The sequence below is a fragment of the Pseudoalteromonas sp. DL2-H2.2 genome, from assembly GCF_021532535.1.
Classification (GTDB): domain Bacteria; phylum Pseudomonadota; class Gammaproteobacteria; order Enterobacterales; family Alteromonadaceae; genus Pseudoalteromonas; species Pseudoalteromonas rubra_A.
In genome coordinates, this window is sequence record NZ_JAKGBD010000004.1 from 143506 (window position 1) to 161739 (window position 18234).

Genomic DNA, 18234 nt, shown 5'->3' on the forward strand with positions numbered 1-18234 from the left:
TCAGGGTTACTTCTCGTAAATGGTGTTGTTGATCACCAGCACATCAATGCCGGACATCAAAAACACCGCCAGCATGTCCTCAACGGAGTGGACAATGGGTTTACCCATGATGTTAAAGCTGGTGTTTAGTAGCACCGGCACGCCTGTGATTTCACGGAAGCTGTCGATCAGCTTATAGTATGGCGCGTTCCATTCTTTCTTCACGCTTTGCAGACGGCCGGTGTTGTCGACATGCACCACGCCCGGCACTTTGTCGCGCACTGCCTCTTTAAACACCAAAGTACGCTCCATATAAGGAGACTCCTGATAGTCCTCAAAATACTCGTCGCCATATTCATGCAGGATAGACGGCGCAAAGGGGCGGAATTCTTCGCGGAACTTAACCCGGGCGTTCACTGTGTCTTTAATGTCGACCAGACACGGGTTAGCCAGGATTGAGCGGTTGCCTAAAGAGCGCGGACCAAACTCAGCACGGCCCTGTGCCCAGCCGATGATTTTACCTTCAGCCAGGAACTCTGCGGTTTTCTTATAGACGTCTTCGCCATAATCAGTGGCTTTGAGGTGGCTATAACGGTGCAGTTTATCCAGTGATTTTTGCTTCACCTCAGAGCCGGTATAGGGGCTTTGAATTTGCGCAGAAGGCTGCCAGCTTGGGTTGTCCTGCTGATAGCACAGCAAGGCGGCACCAATGGCATTACCATCGTCTGCCGGGGCCGAGGGCACAAAAATGTTGTCAAATTTGGATTTCGCCAATGCGGTACCCATAAAAGAAGAGTTCAGTGCGCAGCCGCCGGAAATCGCGAGGTTTTTCGACGGAGCATGCTCATAGATGGCATCGATCAGATCCATAAAGATCTCACTGAATACCAGTTGTCCGGTGTAGGCAAAATCTTTGTAGGCTTCGATGGATTCGCCGGGCTCGCGTGCCATGGCTTTGATCTCTTTCATGATGGCATTGAGGTTTTTCGGTACCACGAAGTTGCCATTTTTCACCTGCAAAGAGGCGCGCAGCAGGTCGTAGATTTTCTGATCTTTTTTACCATAAGGTGCCAGGCCCATGACTTTCCATTCTTCGCCCTTGAGCGGATCAAAGCCCAGGTTTTCACAAATAATGGTGTAAAACAGGCCCAGACTTTTGAATGAACGCTTCACCTTGATAGGCGCCGGGGTGATCTTGCCATCTTTATAGGTGAAGTAGTCGATACTGCTTTTCTCGCCCATACCGTCTACCACCAGGCAGGACGCTTCGCTGAATGGGCTGTTAAAACAGGCATTGGCGGCATGCGTAAGGTGATGGTCAAAATAGCGTACTTCAGTGGGCTTTTTATTGCGGTAGTTACCCACGATAAAGTTACGGCATGAGGCTTCAAAAAAGCGCGACAGAGTGCGCCCTGCAGCGGCCTGTGACGCTCTGGCAAAGTAGAATTGATCTTTGATGTCGCGGGTGTTGACGTCGATATTAAACGAGAAGGTTTCGAGAATACTCAGCACCACGTTTTCAAGTATGTTGGTGCTTTTCTCGCGGCCTTTACTCCAGGTTTTGGCTATCACCAGTTCAGTACAGTCACTGCAATAGGTCTTGAGGACTTCCTCGATGTAATAGGGGTTATCCGGTAGGCAGTACAGGCCCCGTTTGTAGCCCAGAAAACGCTCGGCGTCTTCGGCAAAAATCACGTCACCCTGCTGATTGACAATCGCAATGGCAGGATCATGAAAGGAGGTGGCAAGGCCAATATAGTATTTCATCGTTTCAGTCCAAAAGTTGAGTCATTATTCTGTGTCCGGCCTGGGCCGGGGCATATTCTTTCTCTGTTACAGCGCTGTGGCTTCGTCTAATGCGATATAGCCCTGCGCGCCTTCCACATACACCGCGGGTCGGTGGCCAAACAGCAACATGGCTGGGGTACGGGTGCGCATTGGCTCGCTAATATGGGCGACTTTGATTGTTGTGCCGACGCCATGCGTTTGATTCCACTGCTCAACTTGCTGTGCCGGCGTTTGGGTATCGCGTTGTGCGTAGTCAGCTGCGTGTTGTTTGATCTCCGCCACTAATTTAGTGAGGACCTTCTTCGGGCCCAGCTCGAAAAATGTCATGTCACCCTTTGCCAGCAGGTAGGTAATTGTTTCGGTCCAGCGTACTGAGTGGGTCAGCTGAGCGACCAGCTGTGACTGGATAGTGTTGCTCTGGTGGGGTAGCGCGCTGACGTTGGCAATCACAGGGACAGCGGGGGCTTTGAATTCAACCTCTGCCACGCAGCGTGCAAAGTCTGCCTGCACATCAGCCATATAGCGGGAATGGAATGCGCCGCTGGTGTTAAGTCGGATAAACCGCCCACCGGTTTGCTCTATAGCATGCTGAGCGCGCCCGATGTCATCGCTTAGGCCTGAGATCACGCTTTGCTGCGGGCTGTTCAGATTGGCAATGTCCAGCGCATCCAGCTGGTGCTCTGCCAGAGTCGCTCTTATCGCGGCCTCGTCTAACGCCAATACCGCGGCCATTGCACCGCCACGGACCTGGCTCATCAGAGCGCCACGCTGTTGCACCAGTCGCAGGCCATCTTCAAAAGACAGCGCACCGGCGGCAAACAACGCGGTGTATTCTCCCAGGCTGTGACCGGCCATAAAGTCTGCCGGCGCCGGGTCGCGCTGCTGGTGTGCCAAAAATGCCAGCGCACTGACCACATACAGGGCAGGCTGAGTGTACTCGGTCTGGTTCAGCTGGTTATGTGGGTCGTCCAGACACAAGGTTTTAATGCAGTAACCCAGCATGTCACTGGCTGTTTGAGTTTGCTCGGGAAACAAGTCAAACCAGGCCTTGCCCATGCCAACGTATTGCGCGCCCTGTCCGGGAAATAAATAGCTTTTCATTGTAGCCTCGCCTGTGATTAATCGACGTGTGCTGGCGCCAGCCAGTGCCGGGTTCGGGTTGTCAGCACGGTGGCGGTCTCTGCCATTAGCAGCTGGGCAATATTGGCCACGTGGCGCTGTTGCCACGGCTCAAGGTCAGTGCCTTTCACCCATTGATTAAATGCCCCTAGTGCAGGTCCCGTATGCACCTGAAAATTGACCCGCTCCTGAGTGGTTCCGGCAAATGCCAGTTTCATCGAGTGGGCAAAGTACCAGCGAAACACGCGGGCCATCTTGTATTTTGGGTCCTGCTCTGCACGCATGACTTCCTCACTGCGCCCTTGCTGATGTAAGTACTGACAGGTCTCTTGCCATATCTCAGCAAAGGTCTTTTTAAATACTTTGTTTTCAAGCTGGCTACGTTGCGCCGCGGGGATGGCATCCAGTGACGGGTAGTGCTGATAAAGCTGGTAAAGCTTTTGCGCCCGGGCAGGAAAAAACACGCCTTTTTTCAGTACCTGTACTTTGGCACCCAGTTCAAACATGTCTCCGGCTGGGGCGTAGTCGGTGTCCTGTACATTAATGTCTTGTAGCAGGGTTTTTGCTGCCGCAGAGGTATCGGCTTCGACCGTACATTGATTAATTGAACCGGTCAGGATAAAGTCTGCGCCCATCATAAACGCGGCCGCCGCCGAGGCTGGCGTGCCAATGCCCCCGGCCAGGCCGACGCGGGGCGCGTTGTTGAATTGATATTGCGCACTGAGGGTGTCGCGCAGCAGTTGCATGGCGGGCAGCAGCACCGCCGGCATACCCTGATCAGTATGACCGCCGGAGTCGGCCTCTACACACAGGTCGTCACACATGGCAATCTGCTTACTTAGCTCAGCTTGCTCTAAAGAGATTTGTTTATCTGCCAGCAGTTGGGCAACGATATTGTCCGGGGCCGGACTTAAAAACGCACTGGCCACTTCCGGGCGTGACACTTTGGCCATCAGCTTATTAGTCGACACCACCTGGCCCTGCTCATCTCGCACCAGACCACGCAGGCGATACAGTACCAGCGCCGGGGTAATACGAATAAAAGCCGCGGCTTCCAAGCAACGAACCTGGCGTTTCAGGCACAGCTCAACCAGTGCTAACTCCTGCTCTGGTTGGGTCAGATTGCAGACCAGGTTGAGGCCAAAGCTTGACTCTTTTGAGAGCGCGTTTTGTATTTCACTCAATGCCTGGTCAACGACATCGACAGACAAGCCGCCCGAGCCAAAAAAGCTCAGCAAGCCAGCCTGTGCCATGGCGATAACCAACTTTGCCGAGGCAATGCCCCGGTACATGCCGCCGCTGGCATAGGCATACTTAACGCCATAGTCGCGCCGAAACGATGCGGCGCCCAGCTGTTGTGCTGAAATGGCTGGAAACTGGTTTGGGCTGGTGCCGCCTGAGAGTGTATGAATCAAGAGTCAATGCCCGAGTATGATAATTACACTGAACCGTAATACATAATTATGAAAACATAATGGAGAAGGGGGAGAGGTTGGAGGAGTAACAGCCATTTTGCTACGAGATAGAGATGACAAAGCGCGTGAAGTAATGCCCGGATTTACTTACCCCTTGAACAGCTAATCGCCAAGCGTTATGGGTGACTTCTTAAGGTATCCGGAGCTCAGATAGATATGGTAATGCGGTTGCAGAGCCGGTATCTACCTGTGCCATAGGGCCAATAAACTCTTAACCGAAATTATCACTGGGCTCTGCGGATGGCATTGATGTCAACATACTCTGTTGTGTCCGGGCTTGGAGACTTCAAAAATATCGATCCGCTCAGCTAAGTTCGTAAAGCTATCTGGCATGCTAAAAATGTCATTGCTTGTGGTCAAAAGTTGTTCGTTATGTCATGGTATGGTCTGATTAACATGATTTTTAAATCAAAGGATGGTGTTTAAATGGAATATAAAAAGTGTTCATCTGTTTATGGGGCGTGTGCCCTGATCGTTATTTCATTATCGGGCTGTGGCTCCAGTTCAGAGTCAGGTAGTTCTCCGGTTACTGATAAACCCGGTGTGGTTGTCCCTCCTGTGGCAGTTGAGCCACCTTCCGTAGAGCCGCCCCCCGTCGAGCCCCCTGTTGTGGAGCCCCCTCCAGTCGTAAAACCAGTGCCCGAAATGACAGCGCTGCACCAGCAGGTTGAGCACTATATTGACAACACCACCCAATGGTTTACAGATCAACAGCTTGATTGCACCGTTGAGGTTGAGCAAAGGCATGCTTTGTGTGAACCCGTGCTGGTTAAGTTTTCAGATGGGCACTTTTCGCAGCAAAGGGTTGATTCTAAGCAAACAATTCTGGTGCTGGACACCGGGATGGCGCTGCAAAGTGTGTTGCGCTATCGCAGTAGGATCCGCGCAACGTATCGTTACGATGCGCAAACTCAGCGGTTTGTTGAGGGGGATCCGAGTATTGCAATCTCAGGAGTTGGCAAAAAGCTGCTGAGCGAATTAGATCAGTTTACGTTTACGGCGCCTGAGCAAACTGAGCCGCGCCCGGGCTTTGTTCCAGCAGCCTGGCTTGCTGATTTGGCTAAGATTTATACCAGCAAAGTCCCTGATGATGCGGTGGACTATGAATCTCAGGTACCCCATGTTTCGCACGGGACGATGGTGCTTGGGTATCTGGCAGAGCATAACCCAAAAGCAGAATTTGTGTTACTGGATACAGGACAATTTTTACCCTTTGCATTGCACAAAGACTTGGTGTGCGACAAAGCCGTGAATGCTCTACTGGCTAAGATGCAAACAGCCGCCGATTCTTTGACAAGCGATGTGATCCAGCAGCACGGTGTCGAGTTTATCAACTTTTCAGGCGGGTATACGCAGGGACATGTACGCAATATTTTCAATAAGCATTGTGAAGGCCAGCTCACAGAGCAAGAGGGTAAGGCATTGCTGCTGGCCGCAAAACCAATTTATGATGCCATGTTTGCAGCTCCGAATACGCTGGGCGTACAGTCAGGCATACGTAAAATAAAAGGGGCAAATGAGCACTCGCATGCATTAGATGCGCTTTCATATCCTCATCGTACTACCGTATATACCTATACCAGTGCACAGCAGGATACGCCACTTGATATATCAGGACAGGCTAACTGGCGCAGTGTACTAAATGACTACGCTGAGCAGTTTGAAGGACACGATTTTATTGATCTGTTTGTCAATTTTGGTATCGGAGGGTGGCTTAACCCGGAGGCGAACAATAGTACACCCAAAATGCAATCTGATGTGTTTGGTATGCGTTATGCTCCTGAAAGGGAGCTGCATGCATCCTGGGCAGCACCTGTCGTAACCTCTTATGCGGTGTACATACAAAGCGTACAGCGCCAGCAGGACGAGAACTGGGCCTTTTCACCAGCATTCATCAAAGCGCAAATGATGCCCTCACTGTGCCCGGCTAAACCCGATGATACGGACAAGATTAAGGCGTATGTCAGACAAAGTGAAGCGTGTCGTATTCAGGATCCGCTTAAGTTCCGCGCCGATGAGTTGAATCGCTTAAAGTATCTGGATTTTTAATCTAATTACAAACGCTCAGGGGGCTGCCAGCCCCCGTAGTCGTTATGTTTCGTCCTACTCGCACGCTTTTTTAGCTAACCTCAAATTCACCCGCCTGAGCGCTGTGAAAGAAAATTTTACTTTCTACTCAATAACTTCAACATTTGACCGATATATAGGTAAACGAGCACGCTAAGTTAAAAGGATATTTTTTATGAAAGTGGATACGAGTGCACTGGCACAACCACAGCTGCAGCCGAGTGGCCCTGCAGCACCAAAAACACCACCCAAAGAGACGGCGAACGGTTCACTGGCGCCCGATGTCTACCACCGTTCTGGTGAGCAAGATCAGACCCCAACCTACAGCAGACCTGTCGTTATTGGTGAAGGGCGAACGGTTGTTGAAACGGCCGAAGAAACGATACACAGAATACTTGATGCGGAGTCTCAGCTTTATCTTGGTGGAGATATGTTTCATGCAGCTGATAAAATGGCTGAGCACTATGATGACTTTATAGGCACGCTTGAACTGACTGACCCGCAACTTGCAAATAAAAACTGGCGGTTTTCGGTCGATGAGCAGGGGCTGCTGAAAGTGGATGGTAATTTGAGTCAGGATGAAATAACAGCTTTAGAAGAAAAGCTCAATAGTAACGAAGAATTGGTTAAATATGCCAATGAGGTAAAAGAGGCTTTCCTGAAGTATACAGACATGGAACGTGGCCCAGGGGGAACGAGTTCTGGGTGGGGTAAGTATAATGTTAATAATGAGAACTTTGCCGATATTATTGATATGAAAACTTTGATGGAAGAAAGAGGCGGAAAAAGGGGGCAGATGCCCAATTTCGGCGAAAAAATAAGTTTGTTTGATTTTGTCGAGAATATGGGGGAGCAGCTCAAGAGCAAAGCGGAAGTGGCATTTATGGATAAATACGCCCTCTAAACAGTGAGCCCGCGTGACGAGACGCCACCTTAGTGCCGACATTGCTGGACATACGTGCAACCTGTTATTGTCAGGTTGACATTATGTAAACGGCTCGGAAGTGACTTGACAAGGAGGGGGAAAAAATACGCCAAACTTTTATGCGGCCAGAACGATAAAGAAAAAACACATGTATTAAAAGGATATTTTTTATGAAAGTGGATACGAGTGCACTGGCACAACTACAGCGGCAGCCGAGTGGCCCTGCAGCACCAAAAACACCACCCAAAGAGACGGCGAACGGTTCACTGGCGCCCGATGTCTACCACCGTTCTGGTGAGCAAGATCAGACCCCAACCTATAGCAGGCCTGTCGTTATTGGTGAAGGGCGAACGGTTGTTGAAACGGCCGAAGAAACGATACACAGAATACTTGATGCGGAGTCTCAGCTTTATCTTGGTGGTGATATGTTTCATGCAGCTGATAAAATGGCTGAGCACTATGATGACTTTATGGGCATGCTTGAACTGACTGACCCGCAACTTGCAAATAAAAACTGGCGGTTTTCGGTCGATGAGCAGGGGCTGATGAAAGTGAGTGGCGACCTCAGCGAGGATGAAATCACGACGCTAGAGACAAAGCTTAACAATAACCAGGAGTTGGTCAAATATGCCAATGAGGTAAAAGAGGCTTTCCTGAAGTATACAGAGATGGAGCGGGGACCCGGGATCCCTTCCAGTAAAGGGTGGGGTAAGTACGATGTTAGTAACGAAAATTTTGCCGATATTATTGATATGAAAACTTTGATGGAAGAGAGAGGCGGAAAAAGGGGGCAGATGCCCAATTTCGGCGAAAAAATAAGTTTGTTTGATTTTGTCGAGAATATGGGGGAGCAGCTCAAGAGCAAAGCGGAAGTCGCTTTTTTGCGTGAATAAATAGTGAGCCCGCGTGACAAGACGCCACCTTAGTGCCGACATTGCTGGACATACGTGCAATCAGTTATTGTCAGGTTGACATTATGTAAACGGGTCGGAAGTGACTTGACAAAAAGGGGTGAAAAAATACACTCAACTTTTATGCTGTCTGACCGATAAAGAAAAAACACATGTATTAAAAGGATATTTTTTATGAAAGTGGATACGAGTGCACTGGCACAACCACAGCTGCAGCCGAGTGGCCCTGCTGCACCAAAAACACCACCTAAAGAGACGGTGAACGCTACACTAGCGCCCGATGTTTATCACCGTTCTGGTGAGCAAGATCAGACCCCAACTTATAGCAGGCCCGTGGTTATTGGTGAAGGGCAGGTATTGCTAGAAACCGCTGAAGAAACTTTAAAACGAGTCGGTGAAGCCCACTCTCAGCTTTACGCTGGTAGCGATATGTTTCATGCAGCCAATAAAATGGTTGAACATTACGATGATTTTATGGGCATGCTTGAACTGACAGACCCTATGCTTGCAGAGAAAAATTGGCGGTTTTCGGTCGACGAGCAGGGGCTGATGAAAGTCAGTGGTGACCTCAGCGAGGATGAAATCACGACGCTAGAGACAAAGCTTAACAATAATCAGGAGTTGGTCAAATATGCCAATGAGGTAAAAGAGGCTTTCCTGAAGTATACCGAAATGGAGCGTGGGCCGAGTGGTACCAGCAGTTATTGGGGAAAATATGATGTCAATGAAGAGAACTTTGCCGACATCATTGATATGAAATCTCTGATGGAAGAAAGAGTAGAGTCGAAAGCATATAAAGTGACCGCAGGTATAAACCTGAGTGTGTTGGATTTTGTTGATAATGTTGCCGAGCAGCTAAAGAGTAAAGCCGAAGTCGCTTTCGCGGATGAGCCATTTAATTATGTTCATGACGGCGCATAACCCAATTGGGTTATGCGTTAGGCTGCTATGGCCTCAGAAGGTCATAGCCCTGTGTATTGAGTTTAGGATCAGGATTTTTCGCTGGAAATTAAGGTCTGATCGCAAATATGGCCAAGTGTTACCCAGGCGTGGTTTTTGCCGCCAATCCCAATAAAGTCGATTTCTCCATTTCCGTCACTGTCGAGGTTGGTCGGGATACGAATTTGCCACAAACCAACTTCAACATCAGAGCGCCAGGTATTTTTATAACCAAAGCTGTATTCAGTATGTACGATATCTCTGACATTAGGGTTACAAGCTCCTAACTCAATATTGTTCGTTATTTTGCCATTTTCGTCGGTAACAACGGTATAAGAACGTTCAGAGCTGATATCATTAATATCTTTTCGCATCCGCAGTGTCGCTTCGGCATTTTTAATGGGCGCACCGGCAGAATCGTTGAGTGTCAGAGACCAGCTTAGTTTACGATAAGCCTGAGTTGTCAGGTAGCGATAGGATGACAGCGGGATACGATTAACATTGCGCTCGCCAGACACGCTGTGATCACTGAAGGAGGCTACAATAGATTGCACTGACAGGGTATATTGATTGCTTGGGTTGACCGGCAATGCGTCGTTGGCTCTGACCCGTAGCGTGAGCACTTGGTTTGGTTGCAGGCCAGAGATTGGAATTAACTCATTGGCCGATAAAGGCACCCAGCCACTGTTGTAGATTTCAAAAATAAACTCATCCGATTTATTATCGGCAAAGTTAAGTACCAAGTTCTGACCATTAACCGCGGTAAACTGATACAGGTCAATGTCGTTGACGCTGTCCATATTGGCCGTAATGACATTTTGTCCGGTTGAAAGTTGAGTGGCTGTGGTTACCGTGTCATTGAATTCGTAGCTGTCCAGCTGGGTTGCCACAGCCGCACCAAAATTAAAGGCGGAGCCATCAGATTCAACCGCTTCAAAGAACCAGTAATAATGTCCAGGCTCAGTTAAGGCAACAATCACCTCGTCATCCGTACCCGGGTTTGCACTGGTGCCAACGGCACTATAGGTGTTGTCTTCATTGTGACGGAGTACACTCAGGTTGATGTTAGATGCCCCCGTTTGTCCCACCAAAAGTGCGGTTGTTTTGCTGCGCTCAGTGATTTCAAAGTGATAACAATCGGTATCACCGGCCTTAAAGCCACTCAATGTATACAAGTTACCGGTGTTCAATGTCGGGCAGGCCGGGGTAATTGCTTCCGTGGTCTCTGCCTGGGCTTGAGCAAGGGGGGCTGCTTTAAACTGACGAAGTGGTGCTTTTTGAACTGATTGAGTCAGAGTCTTGGGAGCTGCAAAGCGCGCAACGTCACCCGCTGGGGTTAAATCATGGGTGTTTGCATTGGCTGAAGACAGTACGCACAGAGAGAAAACTGATGCTGCTACTTTAGTTAACTTCATAAAATTTTCCTTTTTATATTATTAGGTTATCCGCGCTTATAAGAACATATTTTATGTTGATGTTCAATCAATTTGTCCCTAATTTATTATCAGGTTATAGAGGTGGATTTAGGTGACCTGTCAATTCATTTGTACCCCAATAATCATGCCTGGGTAATAACAGCCAGAACAAATTGGGCTAGGCTGTACTCTATTCGCCTTGTTCCCTATCAAGTTGAAAAATTAGCGGCCCTGACGAAATTTTGTTGTTAAATTTGGTGGTTGAATGTTAATTTAATGGTTTGCGGTGTGTGTGCGGTGCTGTTTAATCTCAGCCGGGTAGTAACATAGCGCTGCAATAACAGGGGCAGTCTATGGCTGCTGAAAAACATTGGATCATTTCAAGGACTAGATCATGACAGTATTATCGCGTTTTTTCTTTTTTACGGCACTTTCCTATAGCCAGATAAGCCTGGCAAGCACGCAACTGGTGGATAACGCCTGTAGTACCGCGTTGAGTGAACAGCACGTCTTACAAAGTACACACACCGCCAGTCAAGCCGGTTTAAAAGCCGACCCTTCGCTACGATTTCTTGGTTTCGATATCATAGACAAACAGGGCGAACCCCATCTGCGGGCACGCTTTGCTGCAAGCCAACTGGGGTTTGCCTATTTTGATGTCTATACAGAGCATAGCTACTTGCATTGTGGGACCTTTATGCCCGAGCGTCAGCAAAGTGACAGACAGGCCTGGGCGGCAGACTTGCCCGTGCGTGAGGCATTGGCGCGGCTACAGGACAGCAATACGCTGGGCATATGGGTAAATAGCGAGCGCTGGGTTGATGGCAAGCTGCAAAATTTTGTAACCGACTTATCTTATAGTCGTACCGCACTGTTGAAGTTATTACAACATCATGATGCAACACGTCTGCCTTATGCTCTGAAAATGCAGCATCCCAGCGACCTCAATCAAGCCTCGGCCGACAATGATATTGTGTATTGTCTCAACTCACGGTTTGGGAAATGCGACTACAGCCACCCAGGCTACCATGAACCTGATCATCTGATCTTGCCCATCAAGGGCGAGGTAGTATTGGATGGTTATATCTCCCGCTTACTGTTTAAAGAAGACGTGGAGCAAGGCGGATTGAGCGTCGCAGCAACCGATTTTGGCGTCTGGAATTGGGATAACCCGGTTTACGAACTGGGGGCGCTGCGTGGCAATGCCAAAGCCTTTTTGGCACCGTTTTTTACTTTAAGCTATCAAAGCGCAACGGACTCAGAACAGATCCAGACCAAAATTGCCTGGGATATTCCTTCGCAGTATGGGGCATTTCTTAATCGCAATACCTATGCCCGCGATTACGAAACTTACTGGCTGATGAGCTTTGCGTTTGAACATAACCCGCTTGGGAGCCCTGAGCAGGCCAAGCAGCTTGGGTTTGCTGAGGAAGCGTATCAGCGTCACTCCCAAACCAGCTTTATCGCCCTGACTGGCCTGAATGAGGCAAAGCAGGGCGCGTTTAAGCTGGCACCACTGACAGTAACTTACCCTTAAGTTAATTTATCAGCTAGCTGATGTGTCGACGTCCGCAGCATAAGAGGGCGTCGACATTTATCAGGCAACCATTGACGTAAAATATTGCCCGATTGAATGCAAAGCGTATCTGGTACACAGGTTCCATTTCCTATTGGCAGTCTTTTTACTACTTATCTACAGCAGTTCACAGGTGTGTTAGCAAAGTGAGTATGACGTAAACCGGTGATTGGCTTTTCTATCTGGTCTGACCATTTTATTTTCCTTTTTTAAATCATTTAACTTGTATAAAGTTTAGACACTTTGTGATGGCTTTTTTTGTATTACTTTTAGCCGCAAAGCGCTGAATTTTGACAGTTGCGCTTGATTTTGATAACGTAGTGCACAAATTTGGTATGACCAATTTACCTTTAGGGTTGGCTTTACCGGATCTGTTTAAGTAAAGAGTGAGCTGGATCAGTATCTTGCCGGTGTTTTGGCGGGCAGGAACAGAGACAGCTGGCTTGGGGTTTCACCTATAAACTCGGCGTTTAATCAATGTCTTTAAAGATAAAAGCAGCGAAACTATCAGATGTCATTCTGGAACAACTGGAAAATATGATCCTAGAAGGGTCGTTGATGCCAGGGGAAAAGCTGCCGCCGGAGCGTGAACTGGCCAAGCAATTTGAAGTGTCGCGGCCATCGCTGCGCGAAGCCATTCAAAAGCTTGAAGCCAAAGGGCTGGTTACCCGACGTCAGGGTGGCGGTACCTATGTAAAAAATCAGCTTGAAGAAGGTCTGACTGATCCCTTATTCGAGTTGATCAGTAAACACCCCGAGTCGCAGTTTGATTTGCTGGAGTTTCGTCATGCCCTGGAGGGCATTGCAGCGTACTACGCCGCCATGCGTGGCACGCAAACGGATCTCGATAAAGTGGAGCAAAGCTTTGATGACATCGCCAGTGTTGGCGATGATTTGGTGCAAAAGGCCAGAGCCATCAATACCTTCCATTTTACCGTCGCAGAAGCCTCACACAATGTGGTGTTGCTGCATCTGATGCGGGGCATGCAGTCTTTACTGGAACAAAATGTATTGCAGAACTTAACGGTGTTAGTGCAAAAGCCGGATGCCAGCGCACAGCTTGCCCATCATCGCGAGGTGTTAAAAAACGCCGTGATCGAAGGTAAGCCAGAGCAGGCAAGACTGGCCAGTAACGCGCACTTAGCCTTTATTGAAGAGGCGTTGCTGGAAGCCGGGCGGGAGCGGTCGCGCATTGAGCGCAGCTTGCGTCGCACCAAAGCACAGTAGTACACAAACAGAGCCATAAGCTAACGCTATAGAATAAATTCGTATTTTAAACATAAGGAACACTCCATATGTCTGAAGTCAATAAATTTGACGTAGACGCGCTAGAAACCCAAGAGTGGTTGCAGGCGCTTGAGTCGGTTGTAAAAGAAGAAGGCGTAGAGCGCGCGCAATTCCTGCTTGAGCAGGTACTTGAGCAGGCGCGTCTGGACGGCGTTGATATGCCAACCGGTATTACGACCAACTATGTCAACACTATCCCGGCAGATCAGGAACCTGCCTATCCGGGGGATGTGAATCTGGAGCGTCGTATTCGCTCTATCATCCGCTGGAATGCGATCATGATCGTACTGCGCGCTTCTAAGAAAGATCTGGAACTGGGCGGACATATGGCGTCGTACCAGTCGTCTGCAGCGTTTTATGAAATGTGTTTTAACCATTTCTTCCGCGCACCAAATGAAAAAGACGGCGGCGACCTGGTTTACTATCAGGGCCACATTTCACCGGGTATTTATGCCCGTGCGTTCGTTGAAGGTCGTTTGACTGCGGAGCAACTGGACAACTTCCGTCAGGAAGTAGACGGTAAAGGTCTGTCTTCATACCCGCACCCTAAACTGATGCCTGAATTCTGGCAGTTCCCAACCGTATCTATGGGCCTAGGTCCAATCGCGTCTATCTATCAGGCACGTTTCCTGAAATACCTTGACGGCCGTGGTCTGAAAGACACTGCCGAGCAGCGTGTATACGCCTTCCTGGGCGATGGTGAAATGGATGAGCCGGAATCTCGTGGTGCGATTTCTTTCGCGGCCCGTGAAAAGCTCGATAACCTGTGTTACCTGATCAACTGTAACCTACAGCGTCTGGATGGCCCGGTAATGGGTAATGGTAAGATCATCCAAGAGCTGGAAGGTCTGTTCAAAGGCGCTGGCTGGAACGTCATCAAAGTTGTCTGGGGTTCAGGCTGGGACAAGCTACTGGCGAAAGACACCACAGGTAAGCTACTGCAGCTGATGAACGAAACCATCGACGGTGACTACCAGACCTACAAAGCTAAAAATGGCGCGTATGTACGTGAGCACTTCTTCGGTCGTTACCCGGAGACAGCGGCACTGGTTGCTGACATGACTGACGAAGAGATCTTCGCGCTGAAGCGTGGTGGTCATGAGCCGTCTAAACTGTTCGCAGCGTTTAAAGCGGCACAAGAAACCAAAGGTCGTCCTACTGTGATCCTGGCTAAGACTGTAAAAGGTTACGGCATGGGTGAAGCGGCGGAAGGTAAAAACATCGCCCACCAGGTGAAGAAAATGGACATGACGCACGTTGAGCACCTGCGTTCGCGTCTGGGCCTGGAAGATTTGGTATCTGACGAGCAAATCAAAGACTTGCCTTACCTGACACTGGAAGAAGGGTCTGCAGAGTACGAATACCTGCACGCACGTCGTAAAGCACTGCATGGTTACACGCCGCAGCGTTTGCCTAACTTCACGCAAGCACTGACGCTGCCAGAGCTGGATGCATTCAAGCCACTGCTGGAAGAGCAAAAGCGTGATATTTCAACCACTATGGCCTATGTTCGTGCGTTGAACATCCTACTGAAAGACAAAGGTGTAGGTAAAAACATCGTGCCTATCATTGCCGATGAAGCGCGTACTTTCGGTATGGAAGGTCTGTTCCGTCAGATTGGTATTTACAACCCGCACGGTCAGAACTACACGCCTCAGGATCGCGACATTGTTTCTTACTATAAAGAAGCCACGTCTGGTCAGGTACTGCAAGAAGGTATCAACGAGCTGGGTGCAATGTCTTCATGGGTGGCTGCGGCAACGTCTTACAGCACCAATGACCTGCCAATGATCCCGTTCTACATCTACTACTCTATGTTCGGTTTCCAACGTGTTGGCGACATGGCGTGGATGGCGGGCGACCAGCAGGCACGTGGCTTCTTGCTAGGTGCAACAGCAGGTCGTACAACGCTCAACGGTGAAGGTCTGCAGCACGAAGATGGTCACTCGCACATTCAGGCGGGCACGATCCCTAACTGTATTTCTTACGACCCAACGTTCGCGTTTGAAGTGGCGGTTATTCTGCAAGACGGTATCCGTCGTATGTACGGTCCTGAGCAGGAAAACGTGTTCTACTACCTGACACTGATGAACGAAAACTATCATATGCCTGCCATGCCAGAAGGCGCCGAAGAGGGTATTCGTAAGGGTATCTACAAGCTGGAAAGCTACACCGGTGATAAGGCTCAGGTACAGCTGATGGGTTCAGGTACTATTCTGAACGAAGTACGTAAAGCGGCGCAGATCCTGAGCGACGATTACGGCATTGCATCTGACGTATTCTCTGTCACGTCATTCAATGAACTGGCACGTGACGGTCAGGACGCTGAGCGTTTCAACATGCTGAACCCGGATGCAGAACAAAAAGTATCTTACATCAGCACGGTACTGGGCGAAGCCCCGGCAATTGCGGCCACTGACTACATGAAGAGCTATGCCGATCAGGTTCGTGCCTTCATGCCAAGCGTTTCTTATAAAGTGCTGGGCACCGACGGTTACGGTCGTTCAGACAGCCGTGAAAACCTGCGTCGTCACTTTGAAGTAAATGCAGGCTACGTGGTTGTTGCTGCACTGAGCGAGCTGGTTAAGCAAGGCAAAGTTGAAAAATCAGTAGTAACAGACGCTATCAAGAAATTTGATATCGACACAACCAAAACCAACCCACTTTACGCATAAGAGGCTAAGTGATGGCAATCGAAATTCATGTACCAGATATTGGCGCCGATGAGGTTGAAGTAACCGAAATTTTGGTCAGCGTTGGCGACACGGTAGAAGAAGAGCAGTCGCTGATCACCGTTGAAGGCGACAAAGCGTCAATGGAAGTGCCTGCTTCTCAAGCGGGTACGGTTAAAGAAATCAAAATCAGTGAAGGCGATAAAGTGTCGACCGGCTCACTGATCATGGTCTTCGAAGCGGCGGGCGATGCGCCTGCTGCTGAGGCTGCACCAGCTCCGGCTGCTGCGGCGCCTGCCCCGGCAACTGCTGAAGTGAAAGAAGTCCACGTACCAGACATTGGCGGCGACGAAGTTGAAGTCACCGAAATTCTGGTTGCAGTTGGCGACAGCGTTGAAGCTGAGCAGTCTTTGATCACGGTTGAAGGCGACAAGGCATCAATGGAAGTACCAGCACCATTTGCCGGTACAGTGAAAGAAATCAAAGTTGAGATTGGCGGCAAAGTGGCCACCGGCAGCTTAGTTTTTGTCTTTGAAACAGCCGGTGCAGCAGCACCAGCTGCAGCAGAAACTGCGCCAGCGGCAGCCCCGGTTGAAGCAACGCCCTCACTGCAGGAAGTACAGGTACCGGATATCGGTGGTGACGAAGTTGAAGTCACTGAAATCATGGTGGCAGTAGGCGACAGCGTTGAAGAAGAGCAGTCTTTGATCACCGTTGAAGGCGACAAAGCGTCAATGGAAGTACCAGCGCCATTTGCCGGTACTGTTAAAGAAATCAAAGTGGCGGCTGGCGACAAAGTATCAACCGGTTCACTGATCTTTGTATTCGAAACCGTTGCGGCGGCAGCGCCGGCTCAGGCTGCACCAGCACCTGCTGCGTCTGCTCCTGCACCGGCTCCAGCGGCAAAAGCGGCTCCGGCAGCAGCGCCTGCACCAAGTGCGGCAAAAGACGAGTTTGTGGCCAATGATGATTACGCCCATGCCTCGCCTGTGGTACGTCGTCTGGCGCGCGAGTTTGGCGTTAACCTGGCACGCGTTAAAGGTACTGGCCGTAAGAACCGTGTACTGAAAGAAGACGTGCAGAACTATGTAAAAGAACTGGTTCGTAAGGTTGAGTCTGGCGAGATCAGCAAAGGCGGCAGTACAGGTGGCGGCGAGCTGGGTCTGATCCCTTGGCCAAAAGTCGACTTCAGCAAGTTTGGTGAAGTAGAAGAGAAGAAACTCTCTCGTATCCAGAAGATCTCAGGCGCTAACCTGCACCGTAACTGGGTTCAGATCCCACACGTTACTCAGTTCGATGAAGCTGACATCACCACGCTGGAAGCATTCCGTAAAGAGCAGAATGTCCTGGCAGAGAAGAAGAAAATGGGCGTGAAGATCACTCCATTGGTATTCGTGATGAAAGCAGCGGCCAAAGCACTGGAAGAGTTCCCAACCTTTAACTCGTCACTGTCAGAAGACGGTGAAAGCCTCATCCTGAAGAAGTATGTGAACATCGGTGTGGCAGTGGATACGCCAAATGGCCTGGTTGTGCCTGTCTTCAAAGACGTCAACAAGAAAGGCATCATCGAGCTGTCTCGCGAGTTGATGGACGTCTCTAAGAAGGCCCGTGAAGGCAAGCTGACTGCGGCTGACATGCAGGGTGGCTGTTTCACTATCTCAAGCCTGGGTGGCATCGGCGGTACGGCATTTACGCCAATCGTGAATGCTCCGGAAGTGGCTATCTTAGGTGTCTCTAAGTCTGAGATGAAGCCGAAGTGGAATGGTAAAGAGTTTGAGCCGCGCCTGATGGTGCCGCTGAGCTGCTCATACGACCACCGTGTTATTGACGGTGCGCTGGCAGCCCGCTTTACTGTGACCCTGGCCAATTACCTGAGCGACATTCGTCAGCTGGTAATGTAAGCCAAAGCAAAACCGCATGACCCCAGGTTGTGCGGTTTTGTCATATTTTTACTGTCCTGTCTGATATTTGGGCGGGACATCTGTGGGTGCGAATGATACACTTTCGCGCAACAAAAAACTCTCTCTGGTTGTTGGTGGCAGCGCTTGCCGATGATCAGGCACATTGGGTGCGGATACTCA

Annotated in this window: 12 protein-coding genes; 8 read left to right on the top strand and 4 right to left on the bottom strand. The window is 49.7% G+C overall.

Going from position 1 to position 18234, the window contains the following annotated elements; genetic code table 11:
• Window positions 1–6: 6 nt before the first annotated feature.
• The 3 genes from L1285_RS08775 to L1285_RS08785 form a co-directional block, all read right to left on the bottom strand.
• Window positions 7–1746: a carbamoyltransferase family protein gene (locus tag L1285_RS08775; protein WP_235411989.1), complete on the bottom strand. Its 1740-nt coding sequence runs from the start codon at window positions 1744–1746 to the stop codon at window positions 7–9.
• Between the two features lie 66 nt (window positions 1747–1812).
• Window positions 1813–2868 carry an ACP S-malonyltransferase gene (fabD, locus tag L1285_RS08780; protein WP_235411991.1) on the bottom strand — a complete coding sequence of 352 codons (1056 nt, stop codon included), beginning with the start codon at window positions 2866–2868 and terminating at the stop codon, window positions 1813–1815.
• Window positions 2869–2885: 17 nt separating this feature from the next.
• Window positions 2886–4301, bottom strand: coding sequence for a PfaD family polyunsaturated fatty acid/polyketide biosynthesis protein (locus L1285_RS08785; protein ID WP_235411993.1), 1416 nt, complete (start codon window positions 4299–4301; stop codon window positions 2886–2888).
• A 486-nt stretch (window positions 4302–4787) separates the two neighbouring features.
• Between L1285_RS08785 and L1285_RS08790 the strand changes: the two genes are divergently transcribed.
• From L1285_RS08790 to L1285_RS08805, 4 genes are all read left to right on the top strand, one after another.
• Entirely contained in the window at window positions 4788–6410 is a 1623-nt protein-coding gene (locus L1285_RS08790; protein ID WP_235411995.1) for a hypothetical protein, read from the top strand.
• Window positions 6411–6603: 193 nt separating this feature from the next.
• Complete coding sequence (locus L1285_RS08795) at window positions 6604–7332, top strand: hypothetical protein (protein ID WP_235411997.1); 729 nt, start codon at window positions 6604–6606, stop codon at window positions 7330–7332.
• Window positions 7333–7523: 191 nt separating this feature from the next.
• The gene (locus tag L1285_RS08800) at window positions 7524–8246 is read left to right on the top strand and encodes a hypothetical protein (RefSeq protein WP_235411999.1); all 723 of its coding nucleotides are present in this window, start codon (window positions 7524–7526) and stop codon (window positions 8244–8246) included.
• 192 nt (window positions 8247–8438) lie between these two features.
• The gene (locus L1285_RS08805) at window positions 8439–9185 is read left to right on the top strand and encodes a hypothetical protein (RefSeq protein WP_235412000.1); all 747 of its coding nucleotides are present in this window, start codon (window positions 8439–8441) and stop codon (window positions 9183–9185) included.
• A 68-nt stretch (window positions 9186–9253) separates the two neighbouring features.
• Here the strand turns inward: L1285_RS08805 and L1285_RS08810 are convergent, their stop codons facing one another.
• On the bottom strand, window positions 9254–10618 hold the full coding sequence (locus L1285_RS08810) for a PPC domain-containing protein (protein ID WP_235412001.1): 1365 nt from the start codon (window positions 10616–10618) through the stop codon (window positions 9254–9256).
• 394 nt (window positions 10619–11012) lie between these two features.
• Between L1285_RS08810 and L1285_RS08815 the strand changes: the two genes are divergently transcribed.
• The 4 genes from L1285_RS08815 to aceF all read left to right on the top strand — a co-directional run bounded on the left by L1285_RS08815 (window position 11013) and on the right by aceF (window position 18054).
• Window positions 11013–12155 (top strand): hypothetical protein, encoded by a 1143-nt coding sequence (locus L1285_RS08815; protein WP_235412002.1) that lies wholly within the window; start codon window positions 11013–11015, stop codon window positions 12153–12155.
• A gap of 516 nt (window positions 12156–12671) precedes the next feature.
• The gene (gene pdhR / locus L1285_RS08820) at window positions 12672–13421 is read left to right on the top strand and encodes a pyruvate dehydrogenase complex transcriptional repressor PdhR (RefSeq protein ID WP_046003630.1); all 750 of its coding nucleotides are present in this window, start codon (window positions 12672–12674) and stop codon (window positions 13419–13421) included.
• A 68-nt stretch (window positions 13422–13489) separates the two neighbouring features.
• Window positions 13490–16156 (top strand): pyruvate dehydrogenase (acetyl-transferring), homodimeric type, encoded by a 2667-nt coding sequence (gene aceE / locus L1285_RS08825; protein ID WP_235412003.1) that lies wholly within the window; start codon window positions 13490–13492, stop codon window positions 16154–16156.
• Window positions 16157–16167: 11 nt separating this feature from the next.
• Complete coding sequence (gene aceF, locus L1285_RS08830; protein ID WP_235412004.1) at window positions 16168–18054, top strand: pyruvate dehydrogenase complex dihydrolipoyllysine-residue acetyltransferase; 1887 nt, start codon at window positions 16168–16170, stop codon at window positions 18052–18054.
• Window positions 18055–18234: the final 180 nt, after the last annotated feature.

What these genes read in the sequence shown, in the direction of transcription:
- L1285_RS08775 (WP_235411989.1), bottom strand. Translation starts at nt 1,746, where the DNA reads ATGAAATACTATATTGGCCTTGCCACCTCCTTTCATGATCCTGCCATT.
- fabD (WP_235411991.1), bottom strand. Translation starts at nt 2,868, where the DNA reads ATGAAAAGCTATTTATTTCCCGGACAGGGCGCGCAATACGTTGGCATG.
- L1285_RS08790 (WP_235411995.1), top strand. Translation starts at nt 4,788, where the DNA reads ATGGAATATAAAAAGTGTTCATCTGTTTATGGGGCGTGTGCCCTGATC.
- L1285_RS08795 (WP_235411997.1), top strand. Translation starts at nt 6,604, where the DNA reads ATGAAAGTGGATACGAGTGCACTGGCACAACCACAGCTGCAGCCGAGT.
- L1285_RS08800 (WP_235411999.1), top strand. Translation starts at nt 7,524, where the DNA reads ATGAAAGTGGATACGAGTGCACTGGCACAACTACAGCGGCAGCCGAGT.
- L1285_RS08805 (WP_235412000.1), top strand. Translation starts at nt 8,439, where the DNA reads ATGAAAGTGGATACGAGTGCACTGGCACAACCACAGCTGCAGCCGAGT.
- L1285_RS08810 (WP_235412001.1), bottom strand. Translation starts at nt 10,618, where the DNA reads ATGAAGTTAACTAAAGTAGCAGCATCAGTTTTCTCTCTGTGCGTACTG.
- L1285_RS08815 (WP_235412002.1), top strand. Translation starts at nt 11,013, where the DNA reads ATGACAGTATTATCGCGTTTTTTCTTTTTTACGGCACTTTCCTATAGC.
- pdhR (WP_046003630.1), top strand. Translation starts at nt 12,672, where the DNA reads ATGTCTTTAAAGATAAAAGCAGCGAAACTATCAGATGTCATTCTGGAA.
- aceE (WP_235412003.1), top strand. Translation starts at nt 13,490, where the DNA reads ATGTCTGAAGTCAATAAATTTGACGTAGACGCGCTAGAAACCCAAGAG.
- aceF (WP_235412004.1), top strand. Translation starts at nt 16,168, where the DNA reads ATGGCAATCGAAATTCATGTACCAGATATTGGCGCCGATGAGGTTGAA.